General features: G+C 71.7%; 21 protein-coding genes and 1 pseudogene. 9 read left to right on the top strand and 13 right to left on the bottom strand.

Translation table 11 applies throughout. The features are described 5' to 3' along the window. Nucleotides 1–6: 6 nt before the first annotated feature. Nucleotides 7–378, bottom strand: a complete 372-nt coding sequence (locus ABD346_RS03845) for a VOC family protein (RefSeq protein WP_344371493.1) — start codon at nt 376–378, stop codon at nt 7–9. 152 nt (nt 379–530) lie between these two features. On the opposite strand from ABD346_RS03845, the gene ABD346_RS03840 reads away from it, so the two are divergent. The 4 genes and pseudogenes from ABD346_RS03840 (at nt 531) to ABD346_RS03825 (ending at nt 4,773) form a co-directional block, all read left to right on the top strand. After that, nucleotides 531–746, top strand: coding sequence for a hypothetical protein (locus ABD346_RS03840; RefSeq protein ID WP_344371491.1), 216 nt, complete (start codon nt 531–533; stop codon nt 744–746). Between the two features lie 102 nt (nt 747–848). Further along, nucleotides 849–1,523, top strand: coding sequence for an HAD family hydrolase (locus ABD346_RS03835; RefSeq protein WP_344371489.1), 675 nt, complete (start codon nt 849–851; stop codon nt 1,521–1,523). Between the two features lie 429 nt (nt 1,524–1,952). Beyond that, nucleotides 1,953–3,491 (top strand): annotated as a pseudogene (locus ABD346_RS03830) (FAD-binding oxidoreductase); the annotation flags it as partial. Nucleotides 3,492–3,726: 235 nt separating this feature from the next. Next, the gene (locus ABD346_RS03825) at nt 3,727–4,773 is read left to right on the top strand and encodes an SDR family oxidoreductase (protein ID WP_344371488.1); all 1,047 of its coding nucleotides are present in this window, start codon (nt 3,727–3,729) and stop codon (nt 4,771–4,773) included. A gap of 208 nt (nt 4,774–4,981) precedes the next feature. On the opposite strand, the gene ABD346_RS03820 is transcribed toward ABD346_RS03825, so the two are convergent. Further along, nucleotides 4,982–5,518, bottom strand: coding sequence for an ATP-binding protein (locus ABD346_RS03820; protein WP_344371485.1), 537 nt, complete (start codon nt 5,516–5,518; stop codon nt 4,982–4,984). A 365-nt stretch (nt 5,519–5,883) separates the two neighbouring features. Here ABD346_RS03820 and ABD346_RS03815 point away from each other — a divergent pair, with 365 nt between their 5' ends. The 3 genes from ABD346_RS03815 to ABD346_RS03805 all read left to right on the top strand — a co-directional run bounded on the left by ABD346_RS03815 (nt 5,884) and on the right by ABD346_RS03805 (nt 7,892). After that, entirely contained in the window at nt 5,884–6,606 is a 723-nt protein-coding gene (locus ABD346_RS03815) for a VOC family protein (protein WP_381227156.1), read from the top strand. Nucleotides 6,607–6,694: 88 nt separating this feature from the next. Beyond that, nucleotides 6,695–7,567 carry a class II glutamine amidotransferase gene (locus ABD346_RS03810; protein WP_344371482.1) on the top strand — a complete coding sequence of 291 codons (873 nt, stop codon included), beginning with the start codon at nt 6,695–6,697 and terminating at the stop codon, nt 7,565–7,567. 142 nt (nt 7,568–7,709) lie between these two features. Then, a complete protein-coding gene (locus tag ABD346_RS03805) occupies nt 7,710–7,892 on the top strand; it encodes a DUF6381 family protein (RefSeq protein WP_189962503.1) in 183 nt (60 codons plus the stop codon). A 93-nt stretch (nt 7,893–7,985) separates the two neighbouring features. Here ABD346_RS03805 and ABD346_RS03800 read toward each other — a convergent pair whose 3' ends face one another. Genes ABD346_RS03800 through ABD346_RS03775 form a run of 6 tightly spaced genes read right to left on the bottom strand, consistent with a single transcriptional unit; the run spans nt 7,986 to nt 11,743 of the window. Beyond that, on the bottom strand, nt 7,986–9,734 hold the full coding sequence (locus ABD346_RS03800) for a complex I subunit 5 family protein (RefSeq protein WP_344371478.1): 1,749 nt from the start codon (nt 9,732–9,734) through the stop codon (nt 7,986–7,988). Beyond that, nucleotides 9,731–10,078, bottom strand: a complete 348-nt coding sequence (locus tag ABD346_RS03795) for a sodium:proton antiporter (protein ID WP_344371476.1) — start codon at nt 10,076–10,078, stop codon at nt 9,731–9,733. The genes ABD346_RS03800 and ABD346_RS03795 overlap by 4 nt, the downstream gene beginning before the upstream one ends. 22 nt (nt 10,079–10,100) lie before the next feature. Next, nucleotides 10,101–10,859, bottom strand: coding sequence for an MnhB domain-containing protein (locus tag ABD346_RS03790; protein ID WP_344371474.1), 759 nt, complete (start codon nt 10,857–10,859; stop codon nt 10,101–10,103). Next, the gene (locus tag ABD346_RS03785; RefSeq protein WP_344371472.1) at nt 10,856–11,116 is read right to left on the bottom strand and encodes a Na(+)/H(+) antiporter subunit B; all 261 of its coding nucleotides are present in this window, start codon (nt 11,114–11,116) and stop codon (nt 10,856–10,858) included. Before ABD346_RS03785 ends, ABD346_RS03790 begins: the two co-directional genes overlap by 4 nt. Continuing rightward, complete coding sequence (locus ABD346_RS03780; RefSeq protein ID WP_344371471.1) at nt 11,109–11,570, bottom strand: MrpF/PhaF family protein; 462 nt, start codon at nt 11,568–11,570, stop codon at nt 11,109–11,111. Before ABD346_RS03780 ends, ABD346_RS03785 begins: the two co-directional genes overlap by 8 nt. Continuing rightward, complete coding sequence (locus tag ABD346_RS03775; protein ID WP_344371469.1) at nt 11,567–11,743, bottom strand: hypothetical protein; 177 nt, start codon at nt 11,741–11,743, stop codon at nt 11,567–11,569. Before ABD346_RS03775 ends, ABD346_RS03780 begins: the two co-directional genes overlap by 4 nt. 458 nt (nt 11,744–12,201) lie before the next feature. Here ABD346_RS03775 and ABD346_RS03770 point away from each other — a divergent pair, with 458 nt between their 5' ends. Then, nucleotides 12,202–13,332 (top strand): AI-2E family transporter, encoded by a 1,131-nt coding sequence (locus ABD346_RS03770; protein ID WP_344371467.1) that lies wholly within the window; start codon nt 12,202–12,204, stop codon nt 13,330–13,332. A gap of 15 nt (nt 13,333–13,347) precedes the next feature. Here ABD346_RS03770 and ABD346_RS03765 read toward each other — a convergent pair whose 3' ends face one another. Continuing rightward, a complete protein-coding gene (locus tag ABD346_RS03765; protein ID WP_344371465.1) occupies nt 13,348–13,722 on the bottom strand; it encodes a hypothetical protein in 375 nt (124 codons plus the stop codon). Nucleotides 13,723–13,926: 204 nt separating this feature from the next. Between ABD346_RS03765 and ABD346_RS03760 the strand changes: the two genes are divergently transcribed. Beyond that, nucleotides 13,927–15,018 (top strand): M20 family metallopeptidase, encoded by a 1,092-nt coding sequence (locus ABD346_RS03760; RefSeq protein WP_344371463.1) that lies wholly within the window; start codon nt 13,927–13,929, stop codon nt 15,016–15,018. Between the two features lie 10 nt (nt 15,019–15,028). Here ABD346_RS03760 and ABD346_RS03755 read toward each other — a convergent pair whose 3' ends face one another. From ABD346_RS03755 to ABD346_RS03740, 4 genes are all read right to left on the bottom strand, one after another. Then, complete coding sequence (locus ABD346_RS03755; RefSeq protein ID WP_344371462.1) at nt 15,029–15,415, bottom strand: STAS domain-containing protein; 387 nt, start codon at nt 15,413–15,415, stop codon at nt 15,029–15,031. A 222-nt stretch (nt 15,416–15,637) separates the two neighbouring features. After that, nucleotides 15,638–17,359 (bottom strand): L-arabinonate dehydratase, encoded by a 1,722-nt coding sequence (gene araD / locus ABD346_RS03750; RefSeq protein ID WP_344371461.1) that lies wholly within the window; start codon nt 17,357–17,359, stop codon nt 15,638–15,640. Continuing rightward, nucleotides 17,356–18,267, bottom strand: a complete 912-nt coding sequence (locus ABD346_RS03745; protein ID WP_344371459.1) for a dihydrodipicolinate synthase family protein — start codon at nt 18,265–18,267, stop codon at nt 17,356–17,358. The genes araD and ABD346_RS03745 overlap by 4 nt, the downstream gene beginning before the upstream one ends. Then, complete coding sequence (locus ABD346_RS03740; protein WP_344371458.1) at nt 18,264–18,929, bottom strand: GntR family transcriptional regulator; 666 nt, start codon at nt 18,927–18,929, stop codon at nt 18,264–18,266. The genes ABD346_RS03745 and ABD346_RS03740 overlap by 4 nt, the downstream gene beginning before the upstream one ends. Nucleotides 18,930–18,982 lie beyond the last annotated feature (53 nt).

Genomic DNA, 18,982 nt, shown 5'->3' with positions numbered 1-18,982 from the left:
GCGGGGTCAGTCCCTGCAGAGGCAGAAAGGGTGGCCCGCCGGATCCGCGTACACCCGGAAGTCGCGTTCGCCGCCGCGGTCGTCGAGATCGAGCGGGGTGGCGCCCAGCGCGAGCACCTGCTCCTCGGCAGCGTCCATGTCCGGGACGTGGAAGTCCAGGTGCAACTGCTGGGAGTTGCGGTCCCCGCGCGGCCACTCCGGCGGGGTATGGCCGGGAGCCCGCTGGAAGGCGATGCGGTGGCCGCCGGGCGCGTACAGGTCGTACCAGTCCGCGTCGTCGTGCTTCACCTCGCCGCCCAGGACCGCGGCGTAGAACGCGGCAAGCGCCTCGGGGTCGGGGCAGTCCAGCGCCACGAGGCAGTACGTTGCGATGGTCATGGCGGTCTCCTCGGTGTCTCGTTCGCTCAGAGTTCACCCATTGCCGAACCTCTCGGCCCGAAACCTCCCCCTTCACCCGTCGTGCGGCAGGTTTCGGGTGCGGGCCCGGGGCAACCCGGACCGGCAGGCACGTCTTCCTGCAAGGAGTCGTCGTGGTCTTCGTAGCCGTACTGCTGCCCAACCTGATGCTGGTCGCCGTTCTCGCGCTGGCCCGGTACGAGGAGTTCATGCTGGGCGGGGGCGAGCCGGCCGGAGTGCCCGGCGAGCGCAGGCTCGTCGCGGTGCCGGACCTGCCGCCGGACACGGCGGCCGAGGCCGCGGAGCCGGCGTACGAGAGGCCCGTCGCCCGGCGCCGGCACGCCGCCTGACCCGTCGGCCCGGGGCCCACGAGATGTTGCGGTCCGCGAATGGCGGCATGATCGGCAGTGGGCAGCAGGCCCCGGGCAGGGCGGAACGAAAGGCGTGGGCAGATGGCACGTGCGGCTCTTTTCGACGTCGACGGCACCCTCGTCGACACCAACCACCTGCACGTGGTCACCTGGTGGGAGGCGCTGCGCCAGGCCGGACACGACGTGGCCATGCACGACATCCACCGCGCCATCGGCCTCGGCTCGGACGACCTCATCACGCACCTGCTCGGCGAGGACCGCGACCGGGACGAGGACGGCGGACTCACCGCCGCGCACACCGCCCTGTACGGCACCTACTTCGAGCGGCTGCCCCCGCTGGACGGAGCCGGGGACCTGTTGCACGAGCTGGCCGCCCGTGGCTGGCGCATCGTGCTGGCCACCTCCGCGGGCGGGCCGGAACTGAAGGCGCTGCGCCGTGCCATCGACGCCGACGACGTCATCGCGGGCGTCGCGAGCGCCGACGACGTGAGCGAGGGCAAGCCGGCCCCCGATCCGGTTCAGCGGGCGCTGGAGCTGGCCGAGGCCGAACCCGCACAGGCGGTGTTCGTGGGGGACACGGTGTGGGACATGAAGGCGGGACGCGCGGCGGGCGTGCGCACGGTCGCGCTGCTCGCCGGAGGGATCGCCCGGGCGGACCTCGTAGAGGCCGGCGCGCAGGCCGTGTACGGCGACACCGCGGAACTGCTCTCCCAGCTGGACACCAGCATCTTCGCCCAGATGGAGCGCGGCGAATGAACCCGGCCTGCCTCTTTGAGGACCTCGTCGAGTGCGGAATCGGGATCCTTGCCCGCACGGGGCTCGGAAGGTCCAGGGTCCTGGGGATGTCGGCGCGTCATCTCAACTCCGGTAATCCGTAGGGCACTTGGGGCGATCTCAGGCGAGCTGCGGCAGCGCCTTCGTGCGGTGGGCGTCGAAGAACCCCTGCTGGTCCTTGTTGATCTGGGTGATGAAGGAACGGGCGGGGGCACCGCCCCGGCACCGTGATCCCGGCGGCGCTCATCCGTCACTCCAGGCGCGCCCGCGAGCCCCTGCACATGCGGGCGCCGGGTCGCGGCCGGCTGGCGGGGACGGTCGACCTCGGGTAGCCGTAGACGGGTGTGGGCACCCCGCTCGGGGGTACCTGGCGCAGCGCGGAACGGGAGCGACACGTGACGAGGAGGGGCGATGGAACTGCCCGGCCGCGCCGCCGCGCCCGGCCACGGACGGAACGCACCTAAGGGCGCGCCGAAGGACGTATCAAAGGGACAGCACGACCTGGACGTCGCCGCTCTTGAGCGCGCCCTTCGCGCGCGGGTCGACGGCGAGGTGCGGTTCGACGCCGGGAGCCGGGGTGCCTACAGCACCGACGGTTCCAACTACCGGCTGGTGCCGATCGGCGTGGTCGTGCCCCGTTCGGTCGAAGCGGCCGTCGAGGCGGTCGCGGTGTGCGCGGAGTTCGGCGCGCCGGTCCTCTCGCGCGGGGGAGGGACAAGCCTGGCGGGCCAGAGCACCAACACGGCCGTCGTCATCGACTGGACGAAATACTGCGGCGCCCTCGTCTCGGACGACCCCGCCCGGCGCACCTGCGTGGTCGAGCCCGGCCTCGTCCTGGACGAGCTGAACCGCCAACTCGCCGAGCACGGGCTCCAGTTCGGGCCGAAGCCCTCGACGCACAGCCACTGCGCCCTCGGTGGCATGATCGGCAACAACTCCTGCGGCGCGTCCGCACAGGCCTACGGCAAGACCGTCGACAACGTACGGCGCCTGGAGGTCCTGATGTACGACGGGACGCGGATGTGGGTCGGTGCCACCGGCGACGAGGAGTTCGCGGAGATCGTCGACGCGGGCGGCCGGCGCGGCGAGCTCTACCAGGGGCTGCGCGACATCATCGGCCGCAACCTCGCCGAGGTGAGGCACGGATTCCCGAAGCTTCCGCGCCGCGTTTCGGGCTACAACCTCGACTCGCTGCTTCCGGAGAACGGCTTCGACGTGGCGCGCGCCCTGGTCGGCAGCGAAGGCACGCTCGTGACGGTGCTGCACGCGGAGCTGGACCTCGTACCGGTGCCGCCCTGCGAGGCCATGCTCGTCCTCGGCTGTCCCGACATCTGCGCCGCCGCCGACGATGTGCCCCGGCTCCTGGAACACAGCGCACCGGCCCAGCTGGAGGCCCTTGACGACCGGATGGCGCAGCTCATGCGTGAGGAGCACGCCCACCTCGACTCCCTCGACCGCTTCCCGGAGGGCGAGAGCTGGCTGCTCGTGCAGTTCACCGGGGACAGCCAGGACGACGTCGACGAGCAGGCCCACGCCCTGCTGCGGGCGCTCGGCCGGGACGAGAAGGACGCGTCGGTGGCGTTCTCCGACGACCCGGCGCGTGAACACGAACTCCTCAGGGCGCGCGAGGCCGGACTCGGCGTGACCGCTCGCCCGCCCGACGAGCGCGAGACCTGGGAGGGCTGGGAGGACTCCGCCGTCCCGCCGGAGCGCCTGGGCGACTATCTGCGCTCCCTCAAGGAGCTGTTCGACGAGTTCGGCTACGACCATCCCTCGCTGTACGGGCACTTCGGCCAGGGGTGTGTGCACACCCGCATCCTGTTCGGCCTGCGTACGGCCGAGGGGGTGGCCTCCTTCCGCCAATTCGTCTTCAGGGCAGCCGACTTGGTGGTCTCCCACGGCGGTTCGCTGTCGGGCGAGCACGGCGACGGACAGGCTCGCGGCGAGCTGGCGGCCTCCGTGCCCAACCTGCGCCACCTGGAGTGGTTCCACGACTACGTACGGCTCGAATCCCGGTGGTTCGACGGCACGTTGGACCCCAGGGGCGGCCACATCACTCCGGGGGCCGACGGCGCCCCGGGTCATGGATTGACCCTCAGGACCACCGATGCCGAACCCCACCGCACCGGCTGACCGGCCCGGTCGCCCGCCCTCGCGTAACGCGTCGCGTACTGAAAGGAAGTCCATGCCCGAGACCGTCGTCATCACCGGAGCCAGCGCCGGCATCGGCCGTGCCACCGCCCGGCTCTTCGCCCGGCGCGGCGCCAACATCGCCTTGTTGGCCCGCGGTGAAGCGGGACTGCGCACGGCCGCCCGGGAGGTCGAGGAACTCGGCGGGTACGCCTTGGCGATCCCCGTCGACGTCGCCGACCACGACCAGGTCGACAAGGCCGCCGACACCGCCGAAGCAGCCTTCGGCCCCATCGACATCTGGGTCAACGTGGCCTTCGCCTCGGTGTTCGCGCCCTTCACCGAGATCACCCCGGACGAGTTCCGCCGCGTCACGGACGTGACCTACCTCGGCTTCGTGCACGGCACGCGCAGTGCCCTTGCCCGCATGGTGCCGCGCGACCGGGGCACCATCGTGCAGGTCGGCTCCGCTCTCGGGGAGCGCTCCATTCCGCTCCAGTCCGCGTACTGCGGGGCCAAGCACGCCGTCAACGGGTTCACCTCGTCGGTGCGCACCGAACTCCTCCACAACAAGAGCCAGGTGCGCATCACCGTGGTCCAGATGCCGGCGGTCAACACGCCCCAGTTCTCCTGGGTGCGTTCGAGGCTGAAGGGCCATCCGCAGCCCGTGCCGCCGATCTACCAGCCCGAAGTCGCCGCGCGCGCCGTCCTGTTCGCGGCCGACCACCCCCGGCGCAAGCAGTACTACCTCGGCGCCTCCACGGTCGCCACGATCTGGGCCAACCGGCTCGTCCCGGCCGTCCTCGACCGCTACCTCGCCCGCACCGGGTACGCGTCGCAGCAGCGCGAGGAACTGGCGCCGGAGTCCACCCGGGGCAATCTGTGGCGCCCCCTCGACCAGAAGCCGGGAGCCGACCACGGCGCGCACGGCATCTTCGACGAGGAGGCCCGCTCCCGCTCGCTCCAGGCCGCGGCGGCCCACCACCCCGTGCTCACCACGGGCACCGGCCTGGGCGCGCTGGCCGCGGCGGCCCTGGCGGTGCGCCGGTACCGCAAGTCCCCACGTGCCAAGGCGAGGTTTCCTCCGCGCACTCCGTGGTAGTCCGCTAGTGCGTTCCTCGCGTACGGAGGAATGAAGGCGCTGGACGGGTTGGGACCATCAGCCGCCGGCGCCGCCGTGTCAGGCCCCGTCACGGGGCGGTGGCCTCGGTCGTGATGAGGTCGGTCAGGGCCGGGAACCGCCCTCGGACAGGGCCTGGCACCGGCGGAGCGGACGGTGGACCGGGCCGCAACGCGCCGGGCCCCCGGCCTCATGTCTCACTGAGGCACCACGCGTCGTCCGGCTCATCCCGCGCGTAGGGCTGGAAGTCGACGTTCGGCAGGGCGGGCACCGACGCCGCCGTGCTGAGGGTGGGCTCCGGCGGCAGTGGCCGCAGTGGCCGCAGTGCCTGCGGCTGAGCCGTGAGGGTGAACCAGACCACCTTGCCGCCGGGAGCGGTGTGGGTGCCCCAGCTGTCGCTGAGGTGGGCGATCAGGGCCAGGCCGCGCCCGCGTTCGGCGAAGGGCCGCGGTCCGCGCAGGCGCGGCAGGCGGGGGTCGGTGTCGGCGACGGAGGCGGTGAGCCGACCGCGGGCCCAGCGCAGTTCCAGGACGCAGTCGTGGTCGCCCCGGGCGTGGCGGTGGACGTTGGTGAGCAGTTCGCACACGCCGAGACTCACGGGCTGGATGATGTTCTCCAGGCGCCAGTGGCGCAAGTGGGCGGCGACGATGCGGCGGACCTGGGGAATGCGGTCCGGTGTCGCGTCAAGGCTCAGGCTGTACTTCCGGGGATTGTCGATGGTGACCACTGCGGCTCCCTTGTCGGCGGAAGCGGCTCGCCGGCCACTCCCGCGTCCGCAGCCACGCGAGGCCTACCAGAAGTAGCCGAATGGGCACAGCGCGGATTCCTCCAGCATGACCCGTACGGCCGCATCCGCAACACGAAGCGGCGCGAAGTGTGCAGGGGCCCGGGACGACCGGTGCCGCGCCGGTCGGCGGGCACCGACCGGGCGGCGGCGGGATAGTGGAGGCAGCCATGGCCGGTGCGCCGGGCCCACGGCCGGTGAGGGGGACTCCTGGAAGCGAGGGTTTCGTGACGCCCCGATCAACAGACTCCACGTTCCAACTCGGCTCCGGAGCCCCGGTGTTCGGGGCGCCGTGCTGGGTGAGCCTGATGGCCCGCGACCTGAGTGCCGCGACGGATTTCTACGGCGCGGTGATGGGCTGGACGTTCGTGCCCGCCGGGTTGGGGGAGGAGTTCCGGATCGCGCTGGCGGACGGGGTTCCGGTCGCGGGTATCAGCGCGTTGGCCCAGGCTTTTCAGGTCGCCGTCGCGTGGACGCCGTACTTCGCGGTGGAGGACGCCGATGTGACCGCGGCGCGCATCCGCGAGCGGGGGGCCACGGTCGCGGTCGGGCCGGTCGCGCTGCAGACCGGGCGCGGGGCGCTGGCGGCCGACCGGGACGGGGCCGTCTTCGGGATCTGGCAGGGCCCGCTCGTCTCGAACTGGGAATCCTGGCGTGACGCCGCGCCCGCCTGGACCCGGCTGCACACCCGCAACGCCTTCGACGCGGCGATCTTCTACGGCGAGGTCCTCGACTGGGCCTGCGACCGGCCCGGCTGCTGCGACGTCCAGTACGAACACGAGGAAGTCGTCCTGCGCCACGCCGGGCACATCGTCGCCCGCCTCACCTCCGGCGCCGTCGAAGCCGCCCCTGACCCCAGCCTGCGCCCCCACTGGCACACCCACTTCACCGTCGAGGACCCCCACGGCCACGCCGACAAGGCCCGCTCCCACGGCGCCACCGTCCTGGCCGACGGCATTTCCCTCACCGGCACCTGGGTCCGCGTCAAAGACCCCGACGGAGCCACGTTCACCCTCAGCGGCAGCAAATAGGCCCGCAGCCGCGTTGCGTTCCCCGTCGTGCGGGGGCACCATGCCCGGGCGGGGGCCGGGTCCGGTGCCGAGCGTGGAGGTGGCGTCGATGTGCCGTCTGTTCGGACTCAGCAGTGCCCCGCGCCGCAGCCGGGCCACGTTCTGGCTGCTCGACGCCCCCGACAGCCTCGTGACGCAGAGCCACCGTGACCCGGACGGGACGGGCCTGGGGTACTACGATCCCGACGGCACGCCACAGGTCCGCAAGGCCCCGGACGCCGCGTACGAGGACCGGGACTTCGCGCGGGAGGCCAGGCAGGTCTGCTCGGCCACCTTCCTCGCCCACATCCGGCTCGCCTCGACCGGCAGCCTCACCGCCCCCAACACCCACCCGTTCCAGCAGGACGGGCGGCTGTTCGCGCACAACGGCGTCGTCGAAGACCTGGCGGCCCTGGAGGCCCGGCTGGGCCCGGATCTGTCCCTGGTCGCCGGGGACACCGACTCCGAGCGGGTCTTCGCGCTCATCACCCGCGAGATCCGTGCCGCGCAGGGCGACATCGGCAGCGGTATCGAGCACGCCACCCGCTGGATCGCGGACCGACTGCCCGTCTACTCGCTCAACTTCATCCTGACCACCGCGGACGAACTGTGGGCCCTGCGGTACCCGGCCACGCACGAGCTGTACGTACTGGAGCGCGAACCGGGCGGCCCGCACGGCGTCCGGCACCTGGACCACAGCGGCACCGCCGGCCGGATGCGCGTCCATTCCGCGGACCTCGCCGACACCCCGGCGATCGTCGTCGCCAGCGAGCGCATGGACGAGCATCCCGAGTGGCGCCTGATGGAGCCCGGAGAACTGCTCCACATCACCCCGGACGGCAGCGCTGAGCGCCGGCTCGTCCTGCCGGATCCGCCGGCCAACCCGCTCGGGCTCGACGACCTCTCCGCCCGCGCGGCCCAGTCGCAGAAGGCGGGTGGGTGAGCGAGGCCGACGTGGCTCGCAGTCCCGGACGGCATGGCCCGCCCGGGGCGGAAGTGACTGTGTGTGACCGTTCGGGATGCGCGGGGCTCGGCGCACTGTTTGTCTGGAGGCATCTGCACCCCCCCGAGCAGCAGGAGTGATCATGAGCGTTGCAGACGAGTTCGGTGCCCGCGCCCAGCAGATGCGCCAGAAGGCGGAACAGCTGGAGCAGGCCGCGGAGCGCGCGTCCGACCCGGCGGAGCGCGAGCGGCTGAAGGAGAAGGCCCGCCGTCTCCAGGAGCAGAGCAAGATGCCGGGCGACAGCGGCGGCATCGACCCCATGTGAGCCGAGCCAGGTAGCGCCGCGACGGCCCCTCGTTCACCACGGGGGGCCGCCGTGCACTCAACTCGGCTTCTCGATGCGGGAGTTGGTCTGCTTTCACCCGGCCGCGATGCCCGGCAGCGCGAGGCCGCCGAGCAGAGCCGTGCCCACCAGGAGCCAGGCGACGTAGTCGCCGATGTGGCCGGAGTGGAGCCTGCGCAGCGGTTCCGTCCAGGCGTGCGGTTCCTGGCTCGCCGGGCCGCGAACGGCCGCCCCGGCCAGACCCGCGGCAAGCACGGCCGAGGCGACGCCGAGGAGCACACCGGTCAGTGTCCAGTGCGGCGCGTGGGGCGCATCAGGGTCGAAGGTCCGGCCCACTGCCGCAGCCGGGCCCGGTGCCAGACCCGCGGCCAGCGCCCCGGCGAGCAGCACGGCCGGGACCGCGATCATCGTGACCGGCACCCGGCCGAGCCTCCCCTCGGTCTCGGGCTCCTCGCCGCCGCCGCTCGTCTCGTGCCGGGGATCGCCCAGCGGGCGCGGCCCGAGCCCGAAGAACACGCGCGCGGCGACCCGGAGCACGGCGCCCGCGGTGACCGCCGACACGGCCACGAACAGCACGGTGAAACCGCCGCCCGCCGCCTCCTCCGTGAGTGACTTCCCGAGCCCCGTGCCGAAGGGCGGAAGCCCCGCCAGCGCCAGCGCGCCCACCGTGAACAACGCGGCCACCACCGGCAACTCCCGTGCGGTGCCGTGCAGTTCGTGCTCGTCCACGCTGCCGTACCGGTCCAGCAGGATCCCCGTACAGGCGAACAGGGCCGCCTTCACGCCCGCGTGGCCCAGGACGTAGATCGCCACGCCGCCGGTCGCTGCCGGATCGAGCAGGCCGACGCCGACCAGGAAGAGCCCGGTGTGTGCGACGGTCGAGTACGCGAGGAGGCGCTTGATGTGACGCTGCTGCCAGCACATCAGCGCGCCCACCAGGGCCGTCAGGACGCCGAGGGTCACGAGGGCGCGACCGGCGTCCGGGGCCGGCACGCCACCCGGTCCTGAGAACACCGTGTCGTAGACCCGCCACGTCCCGTACAGGCCGAGTTCGACCATCACCCCGGAAAGCAGCATGCACACCGGCGTCGGCGCGACGGCGTGGGCGTCCGGCAGCCAGAAGTGGAACGGCAGGGCCGCGGCCTTGACCAGGAGGCCGGTCAGGACGAGGGCGAACGCGGCCAGGGTCAGCGCGTCGGGCCCGCCGTGCGCGTCGAGGTGCTGCCCGATCTGCCGCATCCCGAGCTCGCCGGTCCGCGCGTACAGCAGCACGATGCCCGTCAGCGTCGCGTACGCACCGAGCGAGTTGATCACCCCGAAGGTGAGCGCGCCCTGGACGGCCTTCGCCTCCTCGACGCGGTAGCCGGTCAGCGCGTACGCCACGACGCTCATCAGCTCGAAGAAGACGAAGGCGTTGAAGAGGTCGCCGGTGAGCGCGAAGCCGCACATGCCCGCCTGGAAGAGCAGTACGAGCGCCGGGAAGGAGCCCGCGTGCCGGTGCGGGGGCTCGTCGAAGTAGTGCCAGGAGTAGACGAGTACGGCGACGACCAGGACGGAGACCAGCGCCGCGACACCGGTGCCGGGCCCGTCGCCGACCAGGACGATGCCCACGCCTTCGCCGCCCTTGGGTCGCCAGCCGCCGACCCATTCGACGGCGTCCGGCGACGAGTTGAGCAGCAGGACGATCGCGAGCCCGGCGGTGGCCGCCGCGACCGCGCACCCGACGGACTCGGCGGCGACGCGGGGGAGCCGTCGCCCGGCGGCCACGAGGGCGGCGGCGCCGAGCATCGGTACGGCCACGACCAGGGGCAGCAGCTGGTTCATCCGCGCAGCTCGGAGAGTGCGTCGGGATCGACCGTGCCGTGCCGTTTGGCGACCTGCATCACAAGTGCGAGCAGAAGGGCGGTGACGGTGGCGCCGACCACCACATCGGTGAGCGCGAGGGCCTGGACGACCGGGTCCACGAGCGGTCGCGATCCCGGTGTCACATCGGAGAAGACCGGCGCCGTGCCGCCGTCGCGGTACCCCACCGCGAGCAGCAGCACATAGGTGGATGACTGACACACCGTCAGGCACCCCACCGCGTGCACCAGATGGCGGCTGGTGGCGAGGCCGTAGCAGCCCACCAGGAAGATCCAAACGGCGACGAGATACGGCACTGTGTTCATCACTGTCGGCTCGCGCCCCCGTTCATGATTCCTTTCCCTTCGCCGATCCGTTGTCCTCCTCGATCTCGACGGCCTGGTCGAGGAAGCGGGCGAGCAGGACGACCACCGCGCAGGCGACCTCCATGCCGACCGCCGCGTTGAGCAGTGGCACGGTCCCGCCGGACGCCAGGGTGTTGAACGTCCCGTACGGAAGCAGGGTGTTGGCGAGGAACGCCGAGCCGCCGACCAGGCCCGCGACGCCGAGGATGAGGTAGGCGGCCTCGCCCGCCGCGTCCCCCACCTCGTACATCCCGACCGGCCGGATCTTCTCCAGGGCGCGGTAGTCCGCCCCGATGTAGAGCAGGTGCAGCGCGGTCGCCACGACCACCCCGCCCTGGAATCCGCCGCCGGGGCTGAGCTGCCCGTGTGCGACGACGTACAGGCCGGACAGGAGGGCGACGGGGAGCATGATCAGCGCGTAGCGGCGTACGGGTGGGGCGACCTCGGCCGGGGCGGGTGGCACTTCGCGCTCGTCGCGGGTCTGGCGCAGCAGGACGACGGTGCCGAGCACCGCGCCGAACAGGATGGTCTCCTCGCCCAGGGTGTCGAAGGCCCGCAGGTCGAAGTTGACGGAGGAGATGACGTTCGCGGTGTGCCGGGCGAGGGCCGCCGCGACCGCCCGGTCGCCGTAGGGGTGCACCGCGCCGCCGAAGCGCGGAAGCCGCACATATCCGGCGACGAGCAGGGCGGCGACCGCGAGCCCGCCCGTCGCGAGGACCCACATGCGCATCCGCCGGCTCACCGGTCACCACCCTTGTGCTGCCCCCGGCGCCGTACTTTGCGTACAGACAGCAGAATGAGCAGCGGCGTCAGCGCCGAGCCCACCGCGAGCTGCGACAGGCCCACGTCCGGTGCCTGGAGGACGGTGAAGAGGACCGCGAGGGCGAGGCCGAGCACCGCGAGCACCAGCGCCTGGCGGGCCGGGTCGCGCACGGCCACGGCGGCGGTCGCCGAGGCGGCGACGAGCAGCAGCGAGACCAGGGTCAGGGCGTCAGTCACGAGCCGACGCCCCCGCCCCGGGAAAGCCGCCCGCGAGCGCCCGGGAGGCGATCACGTTCCCGGCCACGAGCAGCAGCCCGATCAGCACGAGCTTCACCATCGCGCGGCCCGGACCGGTGGCCACACACATCGCGATCACGACCACGGTCGCCGCCGAAGCGGCCACCACCGTCAGCAGGCCGGCGTGCGGCGGATCGTCGTCGAGGTCGTCCGCGAGCAGCCGCGCGTACACCAGCGTCCCGGCCGGGCCGAGAACGGCGAGGACCAGCGCGAGATCGACATAGGCCGGCCGGGTGTATGCCTGCGAGAGCAGCAGCATCACCAGACACACCACCGACGTGCCGAAGTTCTGGGCGACGACCCGGCGCTCCAGCGGGCCGGTCGCAACGCCCCACACCACCGGGCCGAACCCCGCGGCGAGCAGTGCCGTCGCGGCCACCAGCCAGCCGTTCACCGGCTGCTCGTCGCCCGGCGCGCGGCCTGGGCGGCAACAGCCGCAAGCAGCGCGGCCGACGCCCCGACCAGGAACTCCAGTGGCTCGACCGTGCTGACGAACACGAGCCACGCACCCGTCAGGAGCAACCACCATGCGAGGACTTCGGCGGCCACGGCCGCTGCTCGACCCATCCGTGCATCACCTCGACACCTGACCCGGAATCACCTTTTTGGCCCGATTTCATGGGCTTCCTCATCAAAGCACTGCCGGTAGACGGGCCACCGACGGCGCGCTGTGCCGGCGCTTTCGGGGAGCGCCCCCGAGAACCGGTGCTCGCGCGGCCAACCAGTACCCGGCACGTCCTCGGTCAATCACCCGGCCGAGTGGAATGGGATCACGACCGCCGCCGCTACCCGCCGTCAGCCGGATGGCGGGTGCCGGGACCGGCATACAAGGCCACCGGTGGGATACCTGGCTAGGGTCGGAGCTGGAAGAGGCCGGCTCCGGCAGCCGCCGCTGCCGTGTCGCGTGGGGCGGCCCGCTCCACGCGGCGGCGCAGATCCCGTCCCGGCCTCGAAGAGAGGTACTGGCCGATGCACTCACCGCCTCGCCCGCACCTCACCTCCGCCGGGCGGACAGGGGGGCCGCGATGACGTCCACCGAGCCCGACGGGGACGGGAACCATGAGCCCGCCGAGACGTCCTCCGTAGGACCGGCGTCGCGGACCGGGCGAGCGCGGCGGACGAGGATCGTGGCCGGCGGCAGGTCCTGGTTCGCCATCGGCTTCGCCGTCGGCCTGGGCGCGACACTTGCGTGGCTGACCGTACAGACCGTCCTCGAAGTCGGCAGCCTCCTGACTCTGCTGCTCCTCTCCATGTTCCTCGCACTCGCGCTTGAGCCCGTCGTGGCCTGGCTCACCCGCCACCGGGTGCGCCGCAGTGGGGCCGTCCTGCTGGTCCTGGTCGTCCTGCTCGCGTTCTTCGCGGGGTTCCTCGCGCTCGTCGTGCCCCCGGTCACCGACGAGGTCAACGCACTGATCAAGGCGGTGCCCGGCTGGTTGAAGCAACTCCATGACCACAACTCGGCACTCGGCAGGTTCGAGGACCGCTACCACGTCGTCGCCAAGGTCAAGCAGCAGTTCTCCAACGGAGGCGCGGCGGGCCTCGCGGGCGGACTGCTCGGCGCCGGCCGGGTGGTGGTGGGGGCGGTGACCTCGGCTGTCGTCGTCATCGTCGTGACGGTGTACATGATGGCGTTCCTGCCGTCCCTGAAGGCCTTCTGCCTGCGCTTCGTCGCGGCCCGCAAACGTCCGCACGCCCGGGCCGTCACCGACGAGATCCTCAACCGGGTGGGCCGCTACATGCTCGGCAATGTGGTCACCTCCGTGATCGCGGGGCTCGCCACGTTCATCTGGTGCGTCGTCACCGACGTCCCCTACCCCGCCGCGCTCGGGGTCTTCATCGCGCTGATGGACCTCATCCCCATCGTCGGCACCACGATCGGCGGCCTCGTCGTCAGCCTGGTGGCGCTGTCGGTGTCGCTGCCCGTCGCGCTCGCGACAGCGGGCTTCTACGTCGCGTTCCGGGTCGCCGAGGACTACTTGATCGTGCCCCGCGTGATGAAGTTCGCCGTCGACGTCCATCCTCTGGTCACCGTCGTCGGCGTCCTGCTCGGTGGCGCGCTGCTCGGCATCGTCGGCGCCCTGGTCGCTATCCCGGCCGCCGTCGCCATCGGCCTGATCCTGGACGAGCACGTCTTCTCGCGGACCGACGCGTCCTGAAGCGCCGGATCGGGCTCAGATCCGGCTGTCGCTGTATCCGCACACCCACGCCAGGGCGTCGTGCACGCCGCGCGTGAAGTCCCTGAGGCCCGCCTCGGTGGTGGGGTCCTCCAACTGGACGACGGCCGCGTCCACCTCGGCGGTCAGCAGCCGCAGATCCGGTACGAGGCGGACGGCCGTGCCCGTGACCGGCGCGCGGCCCGCACGTCCCATGGCCCAGCGGTAGGCGGCGGCCGCGCCGAGGGCGAACTGCGCGGGCGCCTCGGACCGCGCCGTCAGGTACTTGAGCGCCAGGTCCACATCGGTGCGGGGCCGGACGCCGATCAACGGCGTCCGGCCGTCGCGCGCGGCCCAGTTCTCGGGTGCGAACCCATCCTCTGGTGCGGTCACATCACTCACCTCTGCATGCAGGTCGTCGCTCTGGGGGTCTGGAGGAACGGGTACCCAGGGAGCGGCGATCTCGGCATGTCCCTTTGCGGCCCGCCCGGAGAGCCGGTGCGGCGCCGGGCCGCAGACCATGACGTACGGACCCGGGCCGTGCGGCCTCCCAAGCCGCCCCGAAGCGGCTGCTCGGGCACCTATTACCCTGGCCGCATGACGATGCACACGGTGAGCGTTGACGCGATGATCGAGGACCTCAGGGCGCTGGTCGAGGTCGAGTCACCGTCGCGCGATCACGACGCCCTGGCAGCATCGGCGAAGACGGTGGCCGCCGTCATCGAGAGCCGGCTCGGCGGGCATGCCGTCCTCGTCGAGAGCGAGGCAGGGCCGCACGTCCACTGGTCGGGCGGCGGCGAACCCAAGGTGCTGATCCTCGGCCACCACGACACCGTGTTCCCGCTCGGCACCCTGGCACGCCGTCCCTTCAAGGTCGAGGACGGGCATGCGACCGGGCCCGGGGTCTTCGACATGCTGGGCGGCCTCGTGCAGGCCATCCACGGCCTGGCGGCGCTCGACGACCGGTCCGGCGTCGAGATCCTGGTCACCGCCGACGAGGAGGTCGGCTCGCGTTCCTCGCGCGCGCTCATCGAGGAGCGCGCCCTGGCCTGCGGTGCGGTGCTCGTCTTCGAGGGCGCCGCCGACGGGGGCGGCCTCAAGACCGGCCGCAAGGGCTGCGGCACGTTCCAGGTCTTTGTCGCGGGCCGCGCCTCGCACGCGGGCCTCGAACCCGCCGCCGGGGTCAACGCCCTGATCGAGGCGGCCCACCAGGTCCTGGACATCGCGGCGCTCGGGCGCCCCGAGATCGGCACGACCGTCACCCCGACCGTCGCGGCCGCCGGAACGCTCGACAATGTCGTACCCGCCGAGGCGACCGTCGTCGTCGACGTCCGGGTCGAGACGGCCGAGGAGAAGGAGCGGATAGAAGCCGCCTTCGCCGCGCTGACTCCGCATCTCGACGAGGCGAGGATCACGGTGGAGGGCGGGGTCGGCCGGCCCCCGATGCCCGAATCGGCGTCGGCCGAACTCTTCGCGGTGGCTCAGCGGCTGGTGCCCGGCATCGAGGGCAAGGCGGTCGGCGGCGGAAGCGACGGCAACTTCACGGCGGCCCTCGGTGTGCCGACCCTCGACGGCCTCGGAGCGGTCGGAGGCGGTGCCCACGCCGACCACGAGTACCTGGTGGTCGACGCCATGGCCGAGCGGGCGCACCTGGTCGCAGGACTGGTGAAGGCACTGCAGAACAAGTAAGCACACGGCACTACATGGAGGCCCGTCTGCCTTCGTCGGTGGCGGCACCCTCGGACAGGGCGCGGGGGAGCGTGTCGAGCACGGTGAAGGAGTCGTCGAGGCGGACGATCCGCAATATGTGGGATATGCGAGGCGTGCCGCGTATCAGGCGCAGCACACCGCCCCGGCGAGCCACATGTTCGCGTACCGCCAGGAGCAGCCGGATGCCGCCCGCGTCGAGGAAGGTCACCGCCCGCAGATCCAGGATCACATCGGTGTCGGCCCGGCACACCAACGCGTGGATGCGCGGGCCGAGTTCATGATGGGCCAGCATGTCCAGCTCGCCGTGCAGTTCGATGATGGTGGTGCCGCCCACGGTGCGAGTCCGCAGCCAGAAGGCGAGTTCGTCTGCGCCCACGTCGCGCCTGCCTGTCTCTTGTGTTCCGGGTGCGTGAATACCGCCCCAACACCCGGGATACCTCACTCTCCGTGACCCTCCCGTGGGCCGCGAAGGGGGGCCGAATCGCAAAGCCCCTGGTAGTCCTCATGCCCCGATGATCTGAGTTACTCACCTGTGTGACGTTCTGTAATGGTGCGAGTTTCGGACAAGATTGCCCGACGGGCATCCGGTGGGTGTGGCTCAGCCCGCGTACGGGTCAGCGGCCTTGCCCGGCCCGGCCAGGAACGCGAAGTCGCACCCGGTGTCGGCCTGGGTGATCTGCTCACCGTACAGGACCCCGTAACCACGTTCGTACCGTACGGGCGGAGCCGTCCAGGCGCTGCGTCTTTTCTCCAACTCGCCATCAGGAACGTTCAGTTGAAGGCTGCGGGACGCGACGTCGAGGGTGATGGAGTCTCCCGTGCGGACCAATGCGAGGGGGCCGCCGACATACGATTCCGGTGCGATGTGCAGCACGCACGTGCCGTACGAGGTGCCGCTCATGCGGGCGTCGGAGATCCGCACCATGTCGCGTACCCCCTGCTTGAGCAGGTAGCCGGGGATGGGCAGCATGCCGTACTCGGGCATGCCGGGGCCGCCCTTGGGTCCCGCGTTGCGCAGCACGAGGACATGGTCGCGGGTGAGGGCCAACGCCGGGTCGTCGATGGTGCGTTGGAGGGTGCGGTAGTCGTCGAAGACCATCGCGGGGCCGGTGTGTTCGAGCAGGTGCGGTGAGGCGGCGATGTGCTTGATGACCGCGCCGTCCGGGCACAGGTTGCCACGCAGCACCGCCACCCCGCCCTCGCCGGCCAGCGGCCTCGAACGCGGCCGGATCACGTCGTCGTTGTGCACGAGCGCCCCCGCGAGCTGTTCGCGCAGCGTGTCGTACGCGACCGTGGGCCGGTCCAGGTGGAGCACATCGGAGAGCCGGGACAGGAACCCGGGCAGTCCGCCCGCGAAGTGGAAGTCCTCCATCAGATACCGGCCGCCGGGGCGGAGGTTGGCGAGAACCGGCACCGCGCGGGCGATCCGGTCGAAGTCGTCGAGCGTGAGCCGCACCCCGGACCGCCCTGCCATCGCGATGAGATGGATGACCGCGTTGGTGGAGCCTCCGAGGGCGAGCACTGTGGCCACCGCGTCCTCGTACGCCTCGGCCGTCAGGATCCGCGACAGCCTCAGGTCCTGGCGTACGAGCTCGACGATGCGCAGCCCGCTCGCGGCGGCCATCCGGTCGTGGCCGGAGTCGACGGCCGGTATCGAGGACGCGCCCGGCAGCGTGACGCCGAGGGCCTCGGCCGCAGCCGTCAGCGTCGAGGCGGTGCCCATCGTCATGCAGTGCCCGGGGGAGCGTGCCAACCCCTGTTCCAGTTCGGCGAGTTCACAGTCTCCGATCAGCCCGGCCCGCTTGTCGTCCCAGTACTTCCACATGTCCGTGCCGGACCCGAGGACCTCGGCGCGCCAGTGCCCGGGCAGCATGGGCCCGGCGGGCACGAACACGGTCGGCAGGTCCGCCGACGCCGCCCCCATCACTAGCGCGGGGGTCGACTTGTCGCAGCCGCCGAGCAGGACGGCACCGTCGACGGGGTAGGAGCGGAGCAGCTCCTCGGTCTCCATCGCGAGGAGGTTGCGATAGAGCATCGGCGTCGGCTTCTGAAAGGTCTCGGAGAGGGTGGCGACCGGGAATTCCAGGGGGAAGCCGCCTGCCTGCCACACCCCACGCTTCACCGCCTGAGCCCGCTCGCGCAGGTGTACATGGCAGGGGTTGATGTCGGACCAGGTGTTGAGGATCGCGATGACCGGCTTGCCCAGGTGCTCGTCGGGCAGATAGCCGAGCTGCCGGGTGCGGGCCCGGTGCGAGAACGCCCGCAGCCCCTCGGTCCCGTACCACTGATGGCTGCGCAGCTGCTCGGGCCGTACGGTCATGTCCCCCACCCGGAGATCAGGTGAGCTACCAACTCCCTTTGGTCCAGTGGGAGTTCACGACTGGGCGGGCGGATGTCGCGGCGGCACAGCCCGAGCGTCGCGAGGGCTTCCTTCACCACCGTCACGTTGTCGGCCGACTGCTGGGCTGCGCGCAGCTCTTCGAACGGCCTGAACCGCTCCCAGAGTTTCATCGCGGCCGGCCAGTCGCCCGCGCGCAGGTCGGCGAGCAGTTCGAGGGAGAGGGCGGGGGCGACGTTGGCGAGGCCCGAAGTGAAGCCGGTGGCGCCGACCGCGAAGTAGGAGGGGGCGTACAACTCGGCGAGACCCGCGATCCAGACGAACCGTTCGAGCCCGGCGTCGCGGGCGAACGCGGCGAACCGGGTCGCGTTCGGGACCGCATACTTCACACCGATGACGTTGGGGCACAACTCACCCAGCCTCGCGAGGAGTTGGCCGCCCAGGTGCGGGTTCCGTACATAGGGGACGACGCCCAGGTCGGGCACTGCGTCGGCGATCGCGCGGTGATAGTCGACCCAGCCGTCCGGCGAGACATACGGGTGGACGGGCTGATGCACCATCACCATCTGGGCGCCGGCCGCCCGGGCCTGCTCGGCGGAGGCGATCGCGGTCGGCAGGTCGAGGCCGACACCGGCCAGGACCGCGGCTCGCCCGGCAGCCTCCTCGCACGTCAACTCCACCACAGCTGAACGCTCTTGGGGACTCAGGGCGTAGAACTCACCGGTGTTCCCATTGGGTGTGAGGGTGCGAATGCCGCCGGTGAGCAGCCGGTTGAGCAGGGTGCGGTGGGCGGCGATGTCGAGGGTGTCGTCGGCGGTGAAGGGGGTGACGGGGATCGCGACGACATCGGCGAGCGCGTCCCGCGGGGCGGTGAACTCGGGGGTGCTCATGCGCTGTCCTTGCCGGAAGGACGGTCGGTGTCCTCGGGGAACGCGCGCCGGACGAACGACCCGATGTGGTCGCGCAGGGCGTGCGCCGCACCGTCCGCGTCCCCGTCGAGGGCGAGGCGCAGGATCTCGCGGTGCTCGGCCGCCTCCCGCTTCCACGACGGCTGGTCGGCCCACGCCACGGCCGACACCAGGGCGGCCTGATCGCGGACCTCGTCGAGGACCCTGGTCAGCAGGGGATTGCCGCACGGAAGGTACAGCGCACCGTGGAACTCCCGGTTGGCCAGGGCGCGTTCGGCACCGTCCTCCGCGCGGTCGGCGCGGTCCAGCGCCTCCTCGGCCGCTTGCAGCGGGACTTCGCGGGCTACCGTGCGGCGCACCGCCTCCGGTTCGAGCAGCAGCCGTACGTCGTACACCTCGCGGGCCATGTCGGCGTCGACCCGGCGGACGGCGACGCCCTTGTACTGGCTCATCACCACCAGCCCGGTCCCGGCCAGCGTCTTGAGCGCCTCCCGCACCGGCGTCTTCGACACCCCGAACTGCGCGGCCAGCTCCGTCTCGACCAGGGCCTGGCCGGGGCTGAGCGCGCCCGCGAGGATGGCGTGCCGGATCGCGTCCAGGACGAACTGGGTGCGGGAGGGGATGGGGGTGGGCGTGAAGGCCATGGAGGGCGCTCTCAGATCTCGCGTCTCATATATGACGTACGAAGTGCGATGCG

Origin of the sequence: Streptomyces mauvecolor, from assembly GCF_039532965.1 — a bacterium.
In the GTDB taxonomy this organism is placed as follows: domain Bacteria; phylum Actinomycetota; class Actinomycetes; order Streptomycetales; family Streptomycetaceae; genus Streptomyces; species Streptomyces violascens.
The sequence above is the reverse complement of the archived record's forward strand: the minus strand, read 5'-3'. Positions and strand labels throughout refer to the sequence as shown.